Source organism: Streptomyces sp. DSM 42067, assembly GCF_055792885.1.
Genome location: NZ_CM147706.1, coordinates 6,795,634 through 6,812,795, shown reverse-complemented (window position 1 = coordinate 6,812,795; position 17,162 = coordinate 6,795,634). Strand labels below are relative to the sequence as shown.

The window sequence follows — 17,162 nt, the reverse complement described above, 5'->3', positions numbered from 1 at the left end:
TCGCATGTCGCGTCCGCGCCGCACGGAATCCGGGTCGGTGCCCGGGCGGCCGGAGCCCGGATGGCAGACTGGAGGCCCCCACAAGGGGCTCTCGATCCCGGCGGTGAATCGTAGCGGATTGAACCCATATGCCTGACACGACGGGCGGCAGCCATACACCCGGACCCATGATCAAGTGCGGCAATACGCGATATTTCACTCGAACGTGTGTTTGGCGCAACCTTTCGAAAGCAACTACCGTTGTCAGCCAGGGAGAACATCTCGAGAGGGGCCGACCGACGTGACCACCACCGCAGACAGTGCCACCATCACTGCCCAGGATCGCTCCCAGGGCCGACTCGAGCCGGTGCATGCCATGAACGACGCAATCACAAACCAGGAGGGGCCAAAGCCCGCCCGCTCCCTGCCGGGCCGACCTCCAGGCATCCGGGCGGACAGCTCGGGGCTCACCGACCGGCAGCGGCGGGTCATCGAGGTCATCAGGGACTCCGTGCAGCGGCGGGGTTACCCGCCGTCGATGCGCGAGATCGGGCAGGCGGTCGGTCTCTCCAGCACCTCTTCGGTGGCTCACCAGCTGATGGCTCTGGAGCGCAAGGGCTTCCTTCGCCGCGACCCCCACCGCCCGCGCGCGTACGAGGTCCGAGGCGCCGACCAGCCGACGGTCCAGCCCACCGACACGGCGGGCAAGCCGGCCGCGTCGTACGTACCGCTGGTCGGCCGTATCGCGGCCGGTGGCCCGATCCTCGCCGAGGAGTCGGTCGAGGACGTGTTCCCGCTGCCCCGGCAGCTCGTGGGCGACGGCGAGCTCTTCGTCCTGAAGGTCGTCGGTGACTCCATGATCGAGGCCGCCATCTGTGACGGGGACTGGGTGACGGTCCGCCGCCAGCCGGTCGCCGAGAACGGCGACATCGTCGCGGCGATGCTCGACGGCGAGGCGACGGTCAAGCGCTTCAAGCGCGAGGACGGCCATGTGTGGCTGCTCCCGCACAACTCCGCGTACCAGCCGATCCCCGGTGACGAGGCGACGATCCTCGGCAAGGTGGTGGCGGTGCTGCGGCGGGTGTGACACTCCGCCCCTGACCGGGCCCCGGGACCAACTGCGCCGGTCCCGGGGCCCTGCCGTTTTTTGCGGCTGAACCTCTGCCTCCCTCCAGACTCCGTCCGAGGGGACCCCCACTCGCGGAGCTGATTGCTCGCCGTTGGGGTTCCTCAATTGATGGTTGCGGTAGGTGGGCGGATGAATGCCTGGCCGGTGCCCTCGCGGCGTGGTGGTGCCCGGCTGAGTGATGGCCGGTGTGGCGCCCCGCCTGTGCGGCCATGGGCCCAGTGGGCCTCCGCCTGTGCGGCCGCGGCCGCCGCCGGAACGGGCCAGGGCCTACTGGGCCTCCGCCGCGGCGGCCCTGGCGGCCGCGTCGATCGCTGCCAGTGAGCGGCGGATCTGGTTGCGGTCCGTCGTGTACCAGAAATCGGGCAGGGACGCCTTCAGATAGCTGCCGTACCGGGCCGTGGCCAGTCTCGGATCCAGTACGGCGACCACTCCGCGGTCCCCCGACGCCCGTACGAGACGCCCCGCCCCCTGGGCCATCAATAGCGCCGCATGGGTTGCCGCGACGGCCATGAAGCCATTGCCGCCGTTGTCCTCGACGGCCTTCTGCCGGGCGCTCATCAGCGGATCGTCGGGGCGCGGGAAGGGGATCTTGTCCATGACCACCAGCTGACAGCTGGGGCCCGGGACGTCGACACCCTGCCAGAGCGAGAGCGTGCCGAACAGACACGCCTTAGGATCGGCCGCGAAGTTCTTGATCAGCTCGCCGAGGGTCTCCTCCCCCTGCAGCAGTATCGGGAACTCGGGGATGCGGGCCCGCAGCGCCTCGGCCGCGGACTGGGCGCCGCGCATGGAGGAGAACAGGCCCAGCGTGCGGCCGCCCGCCGCCTGGATCAGCTCGGTGAGCTCGTCGAGCATGTCACCGCGCTCTCCGTCCCGCGCGGGACGGGCCAGATGCTTGGCGACGTAAAGGATGCCCTGCTTGCGGTAGTCGAACGGCGATCCGACGTCGATGCCCTTCCATACGGGCAGATCCTCGTCCTCATTGCCCGGTGTTCCCGCGATGCCTTCGGGGGCCAGGCCCAGCGAGGCCCCCACACCGTTGAAATCGCCGCCCAGCCTCAGCGTCGCCGAGGTCAGGGTCACTGAGCGGTCGGCAAAGAGCTTCTCGCGGAGCAGGCCGGACACGGACATGGGGGCTACCCGCAGCGAGGCGCCGAAGCGGTCATGGCGTTCGTACCAGACGACGTCCCACTCGGAGCCGTTCGTGATCCGCTCCGCCACGTCGTGCACTGTCTCGACGGATGCCAGGGCCTGCTTGCGCACCGCGTCCTCGTCCTGGACGGACTTGTCACGGGTGGTGCCAAGAGCCGAGATCACAGTGCGGGCGGCATCGCGCAGCGCCAGCAGCGCATAGCCCAGGTCCTCGGGGATCTCCTCCAGCCGGCCCGGAAGGGCCAGCTCCATCAGCCGCTCGAAGCCCTCGGCGGCGGTCTGCAGCTGATCGGCCGCCTTCTCGTTCACCAGCTTGGCGGCGCGGCGCACCGCACGATTGACCTGGCCGGGAGTGAGCTCGCCGGTGGCGGCGCCCGTCACCCGGGAGACCAGTTCGTGGGCCTCGTCGACGATGAGCACTTCGTGCTGCGGGAGGACCGGCGCGCCCTCGATCGCATCGATGGCGAGAAGCGCGTGGTTGGTGACGACGACCTCTGCGAGCTTCGCGCGCTCGCGCGCCATCTCGGCGAAGCACTCGGCGCCATACGCGCACTTCGAGGCGCCCAGGCACTCCCGGGACGACACGGACACCTGCGACCAGGCCCGGTCGGAGACGCCCGGGGTGAGGTCGTCGCGGTCGCCGGTCTCCGTCTCGTCCGCCCAGTCCCGCATTCTCAGCAGGTCCTGGCCGAGCTTGCTGGTGGGTGCGGCCGCCTCGAACTGGTCGAAGAGGCCCTCCTCCTCGTCCTGCGGCATGCCCTCGTGGAGGCGGTGCAGGCAGAGATAGTTCGAGCGCCCCTTGAGCATGGCGAACTCGGGGCGGCGCCGCAGCAGCGGATGCAGCGCCTCGACCGTACGCGGAAGGTCCCGCTCCACGAGCTGGCGCTGCAGCGCCAGGGTGGCCGTCGCCACGACGACCCGGTCTCCTTGCGCCAGCGCGGGCACCAGATAGCCCAGCGACTTACCGGTGCCGGTGCCCGCCTGGACGAGCAGATGCGAGCCGTCGTCGATCGCCTGGGCGACGGCTTCGGCCATGGCCACCTGGCCAGGCCGCTCCGTGCCGCCGACTGCGGTGACAGCGGCGTGCAGGAGTTCGGGGAGTGAGGGCTTCGTCATAGGCCGTCCACCCTAGTGCGTGGCTCTGACAGTCCCGGCCAGGAGACGGGACGCCGCCATGGCCTGTTCGAGCATCGGGCACAGGTGGGTGCCGCAGGCCGCCCGGACCTGCCTGGACTGGATCTGGACTGGATCAGGAGGGAGCCCCGACGCCGGCCGCGGCGAGGGCGGAGAGGATCGCGCCTACCGCGGATCACGCGGGTCGCGATCCCGGACCATGAGTGCGGCCCGCTTGCCAGGGAGGTCGACCTCCGCGGAGAAGCGGAAACCGGCGTTCAGAAACGCGGCGACGGAGGGGACGTTGCGTAGATCGGGTTCGGCGATCACGCGGGTGCATGGGGGGCGGTGGCCGAGCACGAGATCGGCGACGGCTCTGAGGAGGGCCGTGCCGAGTCCTCGGCCGCGGTGGGCGACACCGCCGATGAGGAGGTGGACTCCGGTGTCGTGCGGACGGGCGGGGTAGTAGCGGGCGACCGGGTCGAGGTCCGCGCGGTAGATCTCCCAGTAGCTCATGGGCGCGCCGTCGAGCACGCCGAGACAGGGCACGCTCCGTCCGTCGCCTTCGATCTGGGGACGCAGATGGGCCTCCGTGACGGAGTCGGGGCCGTCCAACTCCCAGAACGCAGCAACGGCCGGATCGTTCATCCATCGGCTGATGAGCGGCAGATCGCGCTCGATGCGTACCGGTACGAGCCTGAAGACTCCTGCGGGTGTGCTGGTCGGGCCCCAGTCGGCGATGTGGTCGAGCAGATCGTCGTCGGCGAAGGCCGCGAGGTCCGCCGGCATGGGCTGCGTGATGCGCTGTGTGCCGGCATGCGCCGCGCCATGCATGTCGGCGTGCGTGTCGCCGTACCTGTCGCCGCCCCTGTCGCCGTACCTGTCGCCGTACCTGTCGGCAGGAATTCTGACGCCGACGGCCGACGGGAGCTCCGCACCGTTTGCGGTGGCCCCTGCTCCCCCGGCGGGCCCGTCGGCCTCGTCGCCCTGGACGGTCTCGGTGAAGGTGGCGATGACCTCGTCCGGCAGGCGCAGGTCCAGAGTGTCCTGGCTGTTCGCGTCCGATCCGGGTTCCTCGCCCATGCCCCCACCCGTGCCGGTCCCGGTCTCGGCCCTGGTGTCGGCCGCGGTGGCAGAACCTCTCTCCATACCGGTCCCTGGGCCGGTCTCGGTGGCGGTGGTGAAACCGGCGTCGGTGCTCGCATCGGTGGGAGCCATGGCGACGCTCCTCTCTCGGACGGGTGGGTCGGGTTGTGTTCCTCAGCGATCAGGAACGAAGGGGGTTGGCGATCGTGACGTAGACGGACTGGGTGTCGACCGGGCCGACCAGTTCATCGAGACCGCGAACCCGCGTGAGCAGGTTGGCCTTGCAGCGCAGCACGGGTGATTCGAGGAGCTGCTCGGGAAGCGGAGTGCACAGCCCCGCCGGTCCCGTCGCGACATCACCGAGGAAACGGCGGAACGCGGCGAGCAACAGCTGTTCGTCGGCGAGACGCTGGGAGCCGAAGGCTCCGATCAGGCCGAACACGTTGTTGATGGCCAGGTAGTAGGCGAAGCGCTCGTCCGTGACCGCGTCGGAGACGAAGGTGTCGCTGAGTTCGCCGATGCCGGGGAGGCGCTTGTCGAGTTCGTCGCGCCGGGACTCGCGGAAGTAGTACCCCTGGTTGTCCCGGTATCGGCCGCCCACAGGCCAGCCGTCGGAGTCCAGCAGCACGAGCGTGTTCTGCTGATGGGCTTCCAGGGCGACACCCGCCTCGCTGTCGAGCCACAGCACGGGGCGTACGACCAGCTGCAGATAGCGCAGAAACCACTCGGCGGCGACGGCTCCCCTGGGCCGGCCCGTCCGTCCGGCCAGTCTGGTCACGAGCTCGGTGAGCCGGGACCGCATGGGGGTCCGGTCCTGTCCGGCAGGCTGGACCACAGGCCGGGGCGACACGAGTCCGGCGATGCAGGAGACGTCGTCCCCCGGGCCGAAGGGGTTGTGCCGGATCATGACGTCGAGCCCGGGTACGGGTGCGCCGTCGGGTCCGTCGACGGCGAGCCAGGCCGGGTCGCGCACGATGTCGAAGCCCGGGTGCGCCTTCTGCCACTGCTCCGCGAGGCCGCTGCGCAGCAGACGGTGGACCTCGACGCCCCGGTGGAGCTCCTTGCGGAGGTTCTCCCGGCGGGAGTTGGTGATGCGCAGTCCCAGCGACAGCTTGAGCATCGCGGGTGCGCCGGAGCGGTACACGGTGCGTACGGAGGAGGTGGGATGCCACTGGGAGCCGTAAGGGCCAAGGTTCTGGAGGAGGCCGGCGGCGAGAAGCTCGGCGGTCTCCGCACGGCGGGTGACCTCGCGGATCTGCCAGGGATGCATCGGCAGGGCGGTGTACCCGTCGGGCAGCGGCAGTCCGTCACCGGCCAGGAAGGCGGTGAGCTGCGCGGCGGGGACGTGGCGGCCACGCTCGGTCCACGCGGAGTCGGTGGCGAGGACGGAGGGGGCCACAGCCATCCAGTGCAGGGGGAAGGCGCCCCGCAACTCCGGTGAGTACATCCGGGATTCGGCATCGGACAGTCCTTCGCGGCTCTTCGGGACCGGGTGCAGGGGGTGTCCGAGGAGCAGGGACTGTTCGGCGGCCAGAAAGAGATCCGGCGCCTCGCCGGGATCAGTCCTGCGGTCGGCGATGAACTCGGCGGTACGGCGCACGGAATCGACGCACTGTCCGACGAAGTCCCCTCCGTCGCCGATCTGAACCGCCCGAGCGGCCGGAGCGCCCGGAACGAACGGAACAGCGCGATCATCCGGAACGTCCTCGACGGCCTGACTGGTCGCTCCGGTCAGACCGCCGCTTACGGCCTCTGCCCCACCGATGTCCTCCGACTCCGTGACTCCATACGCCTCCTCGTCAGCCGTTTCGCGCAGGCACTCACGGGCCAGCAGCGCCGCGACCGTGACCGCGTCGAGCGAGGGCGCACCGTCCGGGCCGTCCTCGAGGTACGGCAGGCCGAAGCGGTGCCATCCGCAGGCCGACCAGTAGTGCACGGGCACGAGAAGCGCGGTGCAACTGGCCTCGAGCGGAATACGCAACGTGCCCTGTTCCGGTGCGGCGAGCTTCTTCTCCCGCACCCAGCAGCGCAGCAGGTTCTCGACCGCCGCCCCCTGCGCGGCGATCCCCGGATCGGGGTGTTCCAGCAGGTCGGCGGTGGCGCCGTGCAGGCGCTCGGCCGCCTGGCCGCCCTCCTGCTGCCGGGGGACCGGGCAGGGCTCCGCAAGCAACGGCATCTGCGGCGTGCTGCTTGCGCTGCGCAGAGGGGGGTGGGGGCGGCCTTCTGGTGCGGGAGTGGCGTTCAAGGGGGCTTCCTCGTGGGGTCGTTCGGGTTCGTACGGGGACGGACCGCGGTGGCTGTGGGCCGTCTGTGGCGTATCTGATCGGCTCTGTTCGACTCGGGTCGGCTCTATTCGACGTGGTGGCGGTGCGTCGCTGCGGCCAGCGCGTCGGCGAGACGGTCGAGAACGGCGGAGGCCTGCTCGTCCGTGAGAGTGAGCGGCGGAAGAAGACGTACGACGCTGGAGTGGCGGCCACCGAGCTCCACGATCAGTCCGCGGCGCAGGCACTCGCGCTGGACGTCGGCGGCCAGTTCAGGTGCCGCGGGCGGTGGTCCGGGCGCCGTGGGGTCCTCGGCTGCGGTATCGACCAGTTCGATGCCGATCATCAGTCCGCGGCCGCGCACGTCGCCGATGCACGCGTACTCGGCGGCGAGTCCCTGGAGTTGGCCGAGCATGCGAGCGCCCAGCACCCCGGCGCGCTCCGCGAGCCGGTTCTCCCGGACGTACGCCAGGGTGGCCGCGCCCGCCGCCATGGCGAGCTGGTTGCCGCGGAACGTGCCCGCGTGGGCGCCGGGTCCCCAGGCGTCGAGATCATCCCGGTAGACCACGACGGCCAGCGGCAGGCTGCCCCCGATCGCCTTGGACAGCACCATCACGTCCGGTGTGATGCCGCTGTGCTCGACCGCCCAGAACATCCCGGTCCGCCCGACCCCGGTCTGCACCTCGTCGGCAATCAGAGGAATGGACCGGGCCGCCGTGATCTCGCGCATGCGCCGCAGCCAGTCGTCGGGGGCGGGGATCACGCCGCCCTCTCCCTGCACCGGTTCGAGGATCATCCCGGCGGGCTGCGGAACCCCGGATTTGGGATCGTCGAGGACGTTCTCGGTCCAGCGCGCGGCGAGCTCGGCGCCGCGGCTGCCGCCGATGCCGAACGGGCAGCGGTAGTCCTGCGGATACGGCAGTCGCGCCACGCGTACGCCCGTCGCGCCACCGGACGCGTCGAGCGCCCCGGCCGTCATGCCGTGGTACGCACCGGTGAAGGCCAGTACGTCGCTCCGCCGGTCGCCGTACGCACCAGTTTCAGTGCGGCCTCGACCGCGTCCGTGCCCGCCGGGCCGCAGAACTGGATGCGGGCGCGGTCGGCGAGGCGGGGCGGAAGTGTGCGGAACAGCTCTGTCGTAAAGGAGTCCTTGACGGGTGTGGCCAGGTCCAAGACGTGCAGGGGCGCACCGAAGTCGAGGACTTTCCTGATCGCCTCGAGAACGACCGGGTGGTTGTGTCCGAGCGCCAAAGTGCCCGCGCCGGAGAGGCAGTCGAGATAGCGCCGGCCGTCCGCGCCCTCGATCGTCAGGCCGCGCGCCCGCACGGGCACGATCGGCAGGGCGCGGGCATACGTGCGCGCGGCTGATTCGCGCGCCGACTGGCGGCGCAGAATCCCCTCGTATGCGACGGGCGCCGCCGCGGGCGCAGGCTCTGTCACGGCCACGACTGTCGGTCCTCCCGCTGCTGTCTGGGCGAAGTCCCGCTGCGTACCAGGCGAGTTCCCGCTCCCACCTGGGCGAGGTCCCGCTGTCGCAGGCGAGTTGACGGGGGCTGAGCGCACGGAGCGACTGCCCCGTAGGTTTCCAACGACGCCGGGGCCGGAGGATCACGGGTTGGGGGAAGATCCTTGCCATGACGGAACCGTTGCCGTTCCGTCCGCCGTCCCCTACGGCACCGGCATAGTGTGGGGTGCCGTTCGGCAGGACGGGGCCGACAGTCCGGAAACCAGGGGGAGTTACACCATGCGAGCCATCCGCCCGATCCCAGCCGCGCGTCGCGGGAGTAACTCGCGACGCAGAACGTCGGTGACGGGCGCGATAGCCCTCGGAGCCGTACTGGCGCTGACCGCCACGGCCTGCGACGGCTCGGGCGAGGACAACGCGGGCGGTGAACCGTCGGCCTCCGCCACACAGGCGGACGACGGCAAGTTCGAGATTCCGCAGGACATCCAGGACCGGCTCAAGGAGCACGGGATCGACCTGGACAAGTGGAAGAACGGCGCATGGAAGGACTGGGACAAGGACGACTGGCTGCGCGAGGCCGGCGACTTCATCAATCCCATCATCGAGGACCTCTGGGACCCGGACCGGATGCGCGACGCCGAGGAGCCGGACAAGGCCGTCGACGACGATCTCGCCGGTGACCAGGGCGTCACGGACCCCACACCCGACCCCGTGAACGCGCAGACTGTGAAGACGCCGTACCACGACAACGCTGCCGAGGCGGGCAAGGTCTTCTTCGACGGCCCCGAGGGCTCGATGGTCTGTTCTGCGACCGTGGTCGAGGATCCGGCGCACCCGGGCAAGTCGAACCTCGTGTGGACCGCGGGCCACTGCGTGCACGCGGGCAAGGACGGCGGCTGGTACCGCAACATCGCCTTCGTTCCGTCGTACAACAACGACGGCAAGTCGATCGAGGAGCTGCAGAACGCCACGAAGGAGGAGGTCGCTCCCTACGGCGTCTGGTGGGGTGACTGGGCGGGGACCTCAGATCAGTGGATCGAGCAGGGCGGGCCGACCGGCGGACAGGGAGCGCCGTACGACTTCGCCGTGATCCATGTGACGCCCGAGAAGGGCAGCGAGGGCAAGTCCCTCGAGGAGACGGTGGGTTCGGCCCTTCCCGTGGACTTCGACGCTCCGGCCGCGAACGAGCTCGAGAGCCTGACGGCGATCGGCTACCCGGCGGCGCCGCCCTTCGACGGTCAGCGGCTGTACCAGTGCACGGACAAGCCGGGCCGGCTGTCGCTGTCCGAGTCCACGCCGACGATGTACCGCATCGGCTGCACCATGACCGGCGGTTCGTCCGGCGGCGGCTGGGTCGCCCAGGGGCCGGACGGGAAGCCGGCGCTGGTGTCCAACACGTCGATCGGCCCGGTGACGGCGGTCTGGCTGGCGGGTCCACGGCTGGGCAAGGAGGCCGAGGGCATCTACGACGCGGTGAGCGAGAAGTTCGCCGACTGAGACCGACCGGCAAATGGGGGGCGGCAAGACGAAGCCCGTCTCGAACAGACACGGCGAGGGCCCGCCCCCTGCACAGGGGACGGGCCCTCGCCCTTTACTCAGCCACGCTTTACTCAGCCTCAGGCGCCGCCGGTCAGTGACGGGTCCCGGCCCCCGGCAGCGCCGGCACATACGGTGCCAGATCAGCCGCGAGCTCCTCGTGCACCCGCGCCTTGAGCAGCGTGCCCTCCGGGGTGTGCTCCTCGGAGATCACGTCGCCCTCGGCGTGTGCGCGCGAGACCAGTCGGCCCAGCGAGTACGGCACGAGCGCCTCGATCTCGACCTCGGGCCGCGGCAGAACGTCGTCGATGAGCGCGAGCAACTCGTCGATGCCCTGGCCGGTGCGGGCCGACACGGCGATCGAGCGCTTCTCGATCCGCAGCAGCCGCTGGAGCTCCAGCGGATCGGCCGCGTCCGCCTTGTTGATCACCACGATCTCGGGCACGGCGGTCGCACCCACGTCGCGGATGACCTCGCGCACGGCGGCCAGCTGCTCCTCCGGCGCCGGATGCGCACCGTCCACCACGTGCAGGATCAGGTCGGCGTCGCCGACCTCCTCCATCGTGGAGCGGAACGCCTCGACGAGGTGGTGCGGCAGATGCCGGACGAATCCGACGGTGTCGGCCAGCGTGTAAAGCCGGCCGCTCGGGGTCTCGGCCCGGCGCACGGTCGGGTCGAGGGTGGCGAACAGGGCGTTCTCCACCAGCACGCCCGCGCCCGTCAGCCGGTTGAGCAGCGAGGACTTGCCCGCGTTGGTGTATCCGGCGATGGCGACCGAGGGCACCTTGTTGCGCCGGCGCTCCTGGCGCTTGATCTCGCGGCCGGTCTTCATATCCGCGATCTCCCGGCGCATCTTGGCCATCTTCTCGCGGATGCGCCGCCGGTCCGTCTCGATCTTGGTCTCACCGGGACCACGGGTGGCCATGCCGCCGCCCGAGGAGCCGGAGCCACCGCCACCCATCTGCCGGGACAGCGACTGACCCCAGCCGCGCAGGCGCGGCAGCATGTACTGCATCTGCGCGAGCGAGACCTGCGCCTTGCCCTCTCGGGACTTGGCGTGCTGGGCGAAGATGTCCAGGATCAGGGCGGTACGGTCTACCACCTTGACCTTGACGACGTCCTCGAGGTGGATCAGCTGGCCCGGGGTGAGCTCACCGTCGCAGACCACGGTGTCGGCCCCGGTGTCCAGCACGATGTCGCGCAGTTCCTGGGCCTTGCCCGAGCCGATGTAGGTGGCCGGGTCGGGCTTGTCGCGGCGCTGGATGACGCCGTCGAGCACCACCGCGCCGGCGGTCTCGGCCAGTGCGGCCAGCTCGGCCAGCGAGTTCTCCGCGTCGGTCACGGTCCCCGAGGTCCACACGCCGACGAGCACCACGCGCTCCAGGCGGAGCTGCCGGTACTCGACCTCGGTGACGTCCTCGAGTTCGGTGGAGAGCCCGGCCACACGGCGCAGAGCCGCGCGGTCGTGACGGTCGAACTGGTCTCCGTCCCGGTCTCCGTCGATCTCGTAGCTCCAGGCGACGTCCTCTTCCATCAGGGCATCGGCCCGAAGACCCTCGGGGTAGTTCTGAGCGAAGCGCTGCTCGTCCTGGGAAGGGGAAGAAGAGGAGGTCATTGGATCCTTACGTCGATACGGGAGTGAATCGGTGACGGCTGTGAGCCGTCATCGTGGTCAACGATCGGGGCCGTCCTGGGATTCCCGCGTCACAGCAGGGACGTCCCGGGATGCCACCGGAAGTCCGGAGCGGCCGCGCCGCCGACGTGAAGATGGTCGCACGGCACGGCCTGCCTCGTCATCCGGGTTATTCGCCGGAGTTCGGCGGGGTGACCCCCGCTTGTCCGCCGGACTACAGCCGGTCATTCCGCGGGCCGACCCGGTGCTTCGGTGCGCCAGTCCGCGTGCCCCGGCATCGGCGGCGTCTTCGTTCCGTACAGCCAGCCCCTGAAGAATTCCCGCAGGTCACGCCCGGAGATACGAGAGGCCAGCGAGACGAAGTCCGCCGTCGTGGCCGTCTCGTCACGGTACGTGGTCACCCACGCCCTCTCCAGCTGTTCGAAGGGCGCCCGGCCGATCTCCTGCCGCAGCGCGTAGAGCACGAGCGCACTGCCGTCGTAGACGATGGGCCGGAAGATGCTGATCTTCTGGCCGGGTTCCGGGGCCTTCGGTGCGGCAGGCGGTCCGCCGTCCGCCCGCCACGAGTCCGACGAGCGGTACGCCTCACGCATCCGTTCCTCCAGCGACGGGCCCTCCTTCTCCGCGGCGTAGAGGGCCTCGTACCAGGTGGCGTGCCCTTCGTTGAGCCACAGGTCGGACCAGGTGCGCGGGCTCACGCTGTCGCCGAACCACTGGTGCGCGAGTTCGTGCACCATGATCGACTCGATCGCCCAGCCGGGGTGGACGCGCGCCGTGAAGAGCTCTCTCTCGAAGAGAGAGAGCGTCTGCGTCTCCAGCTCGAACCCCGTCTGGGCCTCGGCGACCAGCACGCCGTAGGCCTCGAACGGATACCGGCCGATCTTCCGCTCCATCCAGGCGATCTGGTCCGGGGTCTTCTTGAGCCACGGCTCCAGGATTCTGCGGTCCTTGGTGGGCACGACGTCGCGTACGACCAGTCCGCGCGGTCCCGTCCGGTACAGCACCGTCGACTTGCCGATGGACACCTGGGCGAGCTCGGTGGCCATGGGGTGGCGCGTCCGGTACGCCCAGGTGGTGGTGGAGCCGACGCGGGCCCTGGCGACGGGCAGCCCGTTGGCGACGGCGGTGACGCCCGAGGGCGCGGTGATGCGGAACGTGAACAGCGCCTTGTCCGAGGGGTGGTCGTTGCACGGGAACACCCGGTGCGCGGCGTCCGCCTGGTTGGCCATGGCGAGGCCGTCCTTGGTGCGGACCCAGCCGCCGTCCTCCTTGTCGGGCGGCACCGGATTGCTGGTGTGCCGCACGGTCACCCGCATCCGGCTGCCCTGCGCCAGCGGCCGGGAAGGCGTGACGACCAGGTCCTCTTCGGCCCGGGCGAAGCGGGCCGGCACGCCGTTGACCTCGACCGACCGGACCGTGCCGTGCGAGAAGTCGAGGTTGAAGCGCCCGAGCCGGTCCGTCGCCCGGGCGTCGATCCTGGTGACGGCGTCGAGCGGCTTCTTGTTGTCGCCGCGATAGGTGAACGAGATGTCGTACGACGCCACGTCGTACCCGGGATTCCCGAGGTAGGGGAAGAGCCGGTCGCCGATGCCGAGTGCGGGGGCTCCCTCCGCTCGCGGTGAGCCGGGAGACGGGGAGACGGGCAGGGGGGCGCTGGCGGCGATCAGGCCTGCGCAGGTCGCCGGGGCAAGCAGTGCGGTCCCGATGCGGAAGGTCCGGAAGGTCCGGGAGGCCTTCGCACGCGGCGCCTTGGTCCAAGGGGTGAACAGCATGGACCACCGCTACCAGCGCGCGCCCTCCGAGCCCGGACGGCGCGCGCCGTGCCCACCCGAACGGTGCCTTCCGGAAACGCGTGCGCCTACGTCGTGGCCGTCGCCGAGTACTGCGCGCGGCTCACGTCGTACACGCCGGGTACGTTACGCATCGCGCGCATCAGGCCCGGCAGGTGGGCGGCGTCCGGAAGTTGGAGCGTGTAGGTGTGGCGTACGCGCTGCTGGCTGGGCGGCTCCACGGTCGCCGAGACGATCGCCGCGCCCTCCAGGGCGATGACTTCGGTGAGGTCCGCCAGCAGATGCGGCCGCCCGAAGGATTCGGCGATCAGCGTGACCCGGCACTCCGCCGTGTCTCCCCAGCGCACTCCGACCTCGGTGCGCCCGAGGTCCTTCATCCGCCCCACGGCCGGGCACTCCTCGCGGTGCACGGTGACGACTCCGCCGCGCACGGCGAAGGCGGTCACCGCGTCCGGTGGTACGGGGGTGCAGCAGCCCGCGAGCCGCGCGGTCGTACCCGCCTGGTCGACGACCACGTTCGCCCCTGCGGGGCGCCCGGCGGGCGTCGCGTCGGCGGCCGGGCGGGGTTCCGCCGTCCGGGCCTTCGTGGCCCCCGCCGCCGGCCGGAGCCGTCCGGTGGACATCGCGGGAAGTGCGCCGGTGGCGGACGGGTGCGAGGCCAGCCAGCGGCTGATGGCGATCCGGGCGGCGGGCGTGCGGGCGTGGTCGAGCCATTCCCTCGACGGCCCAGACCCCGGGTCCTGTCCCATGAGGAGCTGCACCGTGTCGCCGTCGCGCAGCACCGTACTGAGCGTCGCCAGGCGGCCGTTGACGCGTGCCCCTATACAGGCGTGCGCGTCCTCTCCGTACTGCGCGTACGCGGCGTCCACGCAGCTGGCACCTGCGGGCAGGCCGAGTCTGCCCCCGTCGGGACGGAAGACGGTGATCTCCCCGTCTTGGGCGAGGTCCTCGCGCAGCGTGGACCAGAACGTGTCGGGGTCGGGGGCCGCCTGCTGCCATTCGAGGAGACGGGACAGCCAGCCGGGCCGGGTGGGGTCGGCGCGCTCGCCCTCCGGGCGCTCCCCGTCGGCCGCGTCCTCGGCTGCCGGGGCATAGGGATTGCCGAGAGCGATGACTCCGGCTTCGGCGACCTTGTGCATCTGGTGCGTACGGATGAGGACTTCGGCGACCTCGACGGCCGCGGGGCCGCCGCTGGGCGCGTCCGTACGTGCCTGAGGGAGGGCGACCGCGGTGTGCAGCGACTGGTACAGGTTGAACTTCGGTACGGCGATGAAGTCCTTGAACTCCGATACGACCGGCGTCAAACACGTGTGCAGCTCGCCCAGCACGCCGTAGCAGTCGGCGACCTCGTTCACCAGGACGAGCAGGCGGCCGAAGTCCGCGCCGCGCAGCTCTCCGCGTTTGCGCCGGACCCGGTGCACGGACAGGAAGTGCCGCGGCCTGATGAGGACCTCCGCGCCGATCCCCGCGTCGCGCAGCACGGACCGCACTTCCTCGGCGATGTCCCCCAGGGGGTCGTCATCCCGGGCGGCATTGGCGGCGATGAGCTCGCGGGTCTGCTCGTACTCCTCGGGGTGGAGGATCGCGAAGACCAGGTCCTCGAGCTCTGTCTTGAGGGCCTGCACGCCGAGGCGCTCGGCGAGCGGAATGAGCACGTCCCGGGTCACCTTGGCGATCCGCGCCTGTTTCTCGGGCCGCATGACGCCGAGTGTGCGGACGTTGTGGAGCCGGTCGGCGAGCTTGATCGACATGACGCGGACGTCGCTGCCGGTGGCGACGAGCATCTTGCGGAAGGTCTCGGGCTCGGCCGCCGCTCCGTAGTCGACCTTCTCGAGCTTGGTGACTCCGTCGACCAGATAGCGCACCTCTTCGCCGAACTCCGCGCCGACCTGATCGAGCGTCACCTCCGTGTCCTCGACGGTGTCATGGAGGAGGGAAGCCGTCAGGGTCGTGGTCTCGGCGCCGAGTTCGGCGAGGATCAGTGTCACGGCGAGCGGGTGCGTGATGTACGGCTCGCCGCTCTTGCGCATCTGTCCGCGGTGCGAGGACTCGGCAAGGACGTACGCCTTGCGCAGAGGCTCGATGTCCGCGTCCGGAAAGTGCGCGCGATGGGCCTCGACCACATGTCCGATCGCGTCGGGCAGCCGGTCCCGGGCGGCGGGTCCGAGCAGGGCGGCCCGGCCCAGTCTGCGCAGGTCGATCCTGGGGCGGCCGCGCCTGCGCTGCACCGAGGGCGTCACAGCACTCGGCGTCGGGTGGTCTGCGGCCTCCGCACTCATGGGCACCTCCGGCTGCGTCGACCGGCGTAGCGGAGGGGGTACCCCCGGGCGTTCACCCCAGGGGAGGGGATCGTTCCCCCGTCCGGGCCGGTGCTTGATGCTACCGAGCCCATCACGCGCCGCTGAACGGCTCTCGCCGAGCGTGAAACGGATCACCCATTCGAGCGAAGGATCGGGGTTACGCCGATTGGAGGCGCTCCTCCAGCCACTGGGCGTCGATCTCGCCTTCCGCGACGATCACGGCCGGTCCCGTCATCTCGATCTCGCCGTCGGCGCGCTCGGTGATCACCAGGCGTCCGCCAGGCACGTCGACGACGTATGTCGCCGGGGTTCCCGTGGCCGCCGGGTCGGCGCCGTCCCTGCGGGCCGCGGCGACGGCGACGGCGCACGCGCCCGTGCCGCACGAGCGGGTCTCCCCGGCGCCGCGCTCGTGTACCCGCATGGCCACGTGCCCGGGGCCGCGGTCCACGACGAACTCCACGTTCACACCGTCCGGATAGGCGGATTCCGGGGTGAAGGGCGGTGGAGTGAACAGGTCGCCCGCCTGGTCCAGGTCGTCTACGAAGGCGACGGCGTGCGGATTGCCCATGTTCACATTGCGTGCGGGCCAGCTGTGCTCGCCGACGCTCACCGTGACGTCGCTCTCGGGGCCGTCCGGGAGCACCGCCTTGCCCATGCCGACGGTGACATCCCCCGCCGCGGAGCCGCTACGAGATGCAGCCTTCGCGATGTGCACGCTCTTCACGCCCGCGCGCGTGGCGACCGTCAGGTCCCCTTCGCCCACGTACCCGGCTCGCTGGAGATAGCGCGCGAACACACGCACACCGTTGCCGCACATCTCGGCGATCGAGCCGTCGCCGTTGCGGTAGTCCATGAACCACTCCGCCTGCGCCGCCATCTCCCTGGCCTCGGGGTGCGCGGCCGAACGCACGACGTGCAGCAGACCGTCGCCGCCGACGCCCGCGCGGCGGTCGCACAGCGTGGCGACCGCGGCCGGGGACAGGTCGATGGCGTTCTCCGGGTCGGGAACGATCACGAAGTCGTTCTCGGTCCCGTGACCCTTGAGGAAGGCGATCCGCGAGCTCATTCCTCGATCGTACGGGGTCGCTCCGACAGTCCGGGGAGCCGGGCACCGGCTGAGACCGTGCCGTCTCGGCTACACCGCGCCATGGGCTCAGCGGAGTCGGGCCACGCGCCATACGGCGAGGGCCACGACGGCCACGACCACCACGCCGTATGCGGTGATCACCCGCCAGTCCGGGCGGCGCCCGGAACCTCGCTGGGGCAGTCCCGGCCACGTATGACCCACGCGGCGCGCGGCCATCATGGCCCAGCCCGCGGCGCAGAAGCTGATCAGCAGGCCGAGCATGGCGACGACGGCTCCGCCGTCGCCGAACTCGAAGGCCAGCGGGAAGGCGAACATCAGGGAGCCGACCGCGGCGAGGCTCACGATGGGGGCGAGCTGCCAGATCCGCAGCCGGCGCTGCGGGCGCAGCTCCACCTCGACCTCGGCCTCCGCAGCGAGTGCGTCCGCGTCGGGGCCGTCGGCGGTCACGCCGTCCGCCGTCTCGTCAGGGCCGTCGGAGCTCAGTCGGTCCTCGCCTTGCGCGGTGTCGTGCCCGCCGCGTGGGTGGGCGACACGACCGCCGCGGTGTGCGGTGTCGTGTTCCCCAGCGTGTGCGGTGTCGCGAGGGCCGGCCTCCATCGCCACATGCCCTCCCAACTTCGGACTCTCTGGT

The 17,162-nt window shown here is 70.7% G+C and carries 10 protein-coding genes and 1 pseudogene; 2 read left to right on the top strand and 9 right to left on the bottom strand.

All coding sequences use genetic code 11. The annotated features are described in order from the left end of the window. The first annotated feature begins 280 nt into the window (after window positions 1–280). A complete protein-coding gene (gene lexA / locus ACSMXV_RS30860; protein ID WP_181864222.1) occupies window positions 281–1,066 on the top strand; it encodes a transcriptional repressor LexA in 786 nt (261 codons plus the stop codon). Between the two features lie 309 nt (window positions 1,067–1,375). On the opposite strand, the gene ACSMXV_RS30855 is transcribed toward lexA, so the two are convergent. From ACSMXV_RS30855 to ACSMXV_RS30840, 4 genes and pseudogenes are all read right to left on the bottom strand, one after another. Further along, window positions 1,376–3,376 carry an ATP-dependent DNA helicase gene (locus ACSMXV_RS30855; protein ID WP_473174418.1) on the bottom strand — a complete coding sequence of 667 codons (2,001 nt, stop codon included), beginning with the start codon at window positions 3,374–3,376 and terminating at the stop codon, window positions 1,376–1,378. Window positions 3,377–3,559: 183 nt separating this feature from the next. Next, entirely contained in the window at window positions 3,560–4,591 is a 1,032-nt protein-coding gene (locus ACSMXV_RS30850) for a GNAT family N-acetyltransferase (protein ID WP_473174417.1), read from the bottom strand. 49 nt (window positions 4,592–4,640) lie between these two features. Continuing rightward, the gene (locus ACSMXV_RS30845; RefSeq protein ID WP_473174416.1) at window positions 4,641–6,635 is read right to left on the bottom strand and encodes an IucA/IucC family protein; all 1,995 of its coding nucleotides are present in this window, start codon (window positions 6,633–6,635) and stop codon (window positions 4,641–4,643) included. 173 nt (window positions 6,636–6,808) lie between these two features. Next, a pseudogene (locus ACSMXV_RS30840) lies at window positions 6,809–8,166 on the bottom strand (diaminobutyrate--2-oxoglutarate transaminase family protein). A 298-nt stretch (window positions 8,167–8,464) separates the two neighbouring features. On the opposite strand from ACSMXV_RS30840, the gene ACSMXV_RS30835 reads away from it, so the two are divergent. Continuing rightward, the gene (locus tag ACSMXV_RS30835) at window positions 8,465–9,682 is read left to right on the top strand and encodes a trypsin-like serine peptidase (RefSeq protein ID WP_473174415.1); all 1,218 of its coding nucleotides are present in this window, start codon (window positions 8,465–8,467) and stop codon (window positions 9,680–9,682) included. Between the two features lie 133 nt (window positions 9,683–9,815). On the opposite strand, the gene hflX is transcribed toward ACSMXV_RS30835, so the two are convergent. The 5 genes from hflX to ACSMXV_RS30810 all read right to left on the bottom strand — a co-directional run bounded on the left by hflX (window position 9,816) and on the right by ACSMXV_RS30810 (window position 17,128). Beyond that, window positions 9,816–11,336 (bottom strand): GTPase HflX, encoded by a 1,521-nt coding sequence (gene hflX, locus ACSMXV_RS30830; protein WP_473174414.1) that lies wholly within the window; start codon window positions 11,334–11,336, stop codon window positions 9,816–9,818. Between the two features lie 242 nt (window positions 11,337–11,578). Further along, window positions 11,579–13,126 (bottom strand): M1 family metallopeptidase, encoded by a 1,548-nt coding sequence (locus tag ACSMXV_RS30825; RefSeq protein WP_473174413.1) that lies wholly within the window; start codon window positions 13,124–13,126, stop codon window positions 11,579–11,581. A gap of 86 nt (window positions 13,127–13,212) precedes the next feature. Further along, window positions 13,213–15,423, bottom strand: a complete 2,211-nt coding sequence (locus tag ACSMXV_RS30820; protein ID WP_473174412.1) for a RelA/SpoT family protein — start codon at window positions 15,421–15,423, stop codon at window positions 13,213–13,215. 178 nt (window positions 15,424–15,601) lie between these two features. Beyond that, window positions 15,602–16,510: a diaminopimelate epimerase gene (dapF, locus tag ACSMXV_RS30815; protein ID WP_473174411.1), complete on the bottom strand. Its 909-nt coding sequence runs from the start codon at window positions 16,508–16,510 to the stop codon at window positions 15,602–15,604. 87 nt (window positions 16,511–16,597) lie between these two features. Further along, window positions 16,598–17,128, bottom strand: a complete 531-nt coding sequence (locus tag ACSMXV_RS30810; protein ID WP_473174410.1) for a hypothetical protein — start codon at window positions 17,126–17,128, stop codon at window positions 16,598–16,600. Window positions 17,129–17,162: the final 34 nt, after the last annotated feature.

Bases quoted from the DNA above. Each gene is read 5' to 3' on its own strand.
- ACSMXV_RS30855 (WP_473174418.1), bottom strand. From the start codon at position 3,376: ATGACGAAGCCCTCACTCCCCGAACTCCTGCACGCCGCTGTCACCGCA.
- ACSMXV_RS30850 (WP_473174417.1), bottom strand. From the start codon at position 4,591: ATGGCTCCCACCGATGCGAGCACCGACGCCGGTTTCACCACCGCCACC.
- ACSMXV_RS30845 (WP_473174416.1), bottom strand. From the start codon at position 6,635: ATGCCGTTGCTTGCGGAGCCCTGCCCGGTCCCCCGGCAGCAGGAGGGC.
- ACSMXV_RS30835 (WP_473174415.1), top strand. From the start codon at position 8,465: ATGCGAGCCATCCGCCCGATCCCAGCCGCGCGTCGCGGGAGTAACTCG.
- hflX (WP_473174414.1), bottom strand. From the start codon at position 11,336: ATGACCTCCTCTTCTTCCCCTTCCCAGGACGAGCAGCGCTTCGCTCAG.
- ACSMXV_RS30825 (WP_473174413.1), bottom strand. From the start codon at position 13,126: ATGCTGTTCACCCCTTGGACCAAGGCGCCGCGTGCGAAGGCCTCCCGG.
- ACSMXV_RS30820 (WP_473174412.1), bottom strand. From the start codon at position 15,423: ATGAGTGCGGAGGCCGCAGACCACCCGACGCCGAGTGCTGTGACGCCC.
- dapF (WP_473174411.1), bottom strand. From the start codon at position 16,510: ATGAGCTCGCGGATCGCCTTCCTCAAGGGTCACGGGACCGAGAACGAC.
- ACSMXV_RS30810 (WP_473174410.1), bottom strand. From the start codon at position 17,128: ATGGAGGCCGGCCCTCGCGACACCGCACACGCTGGGGAACACGACACC.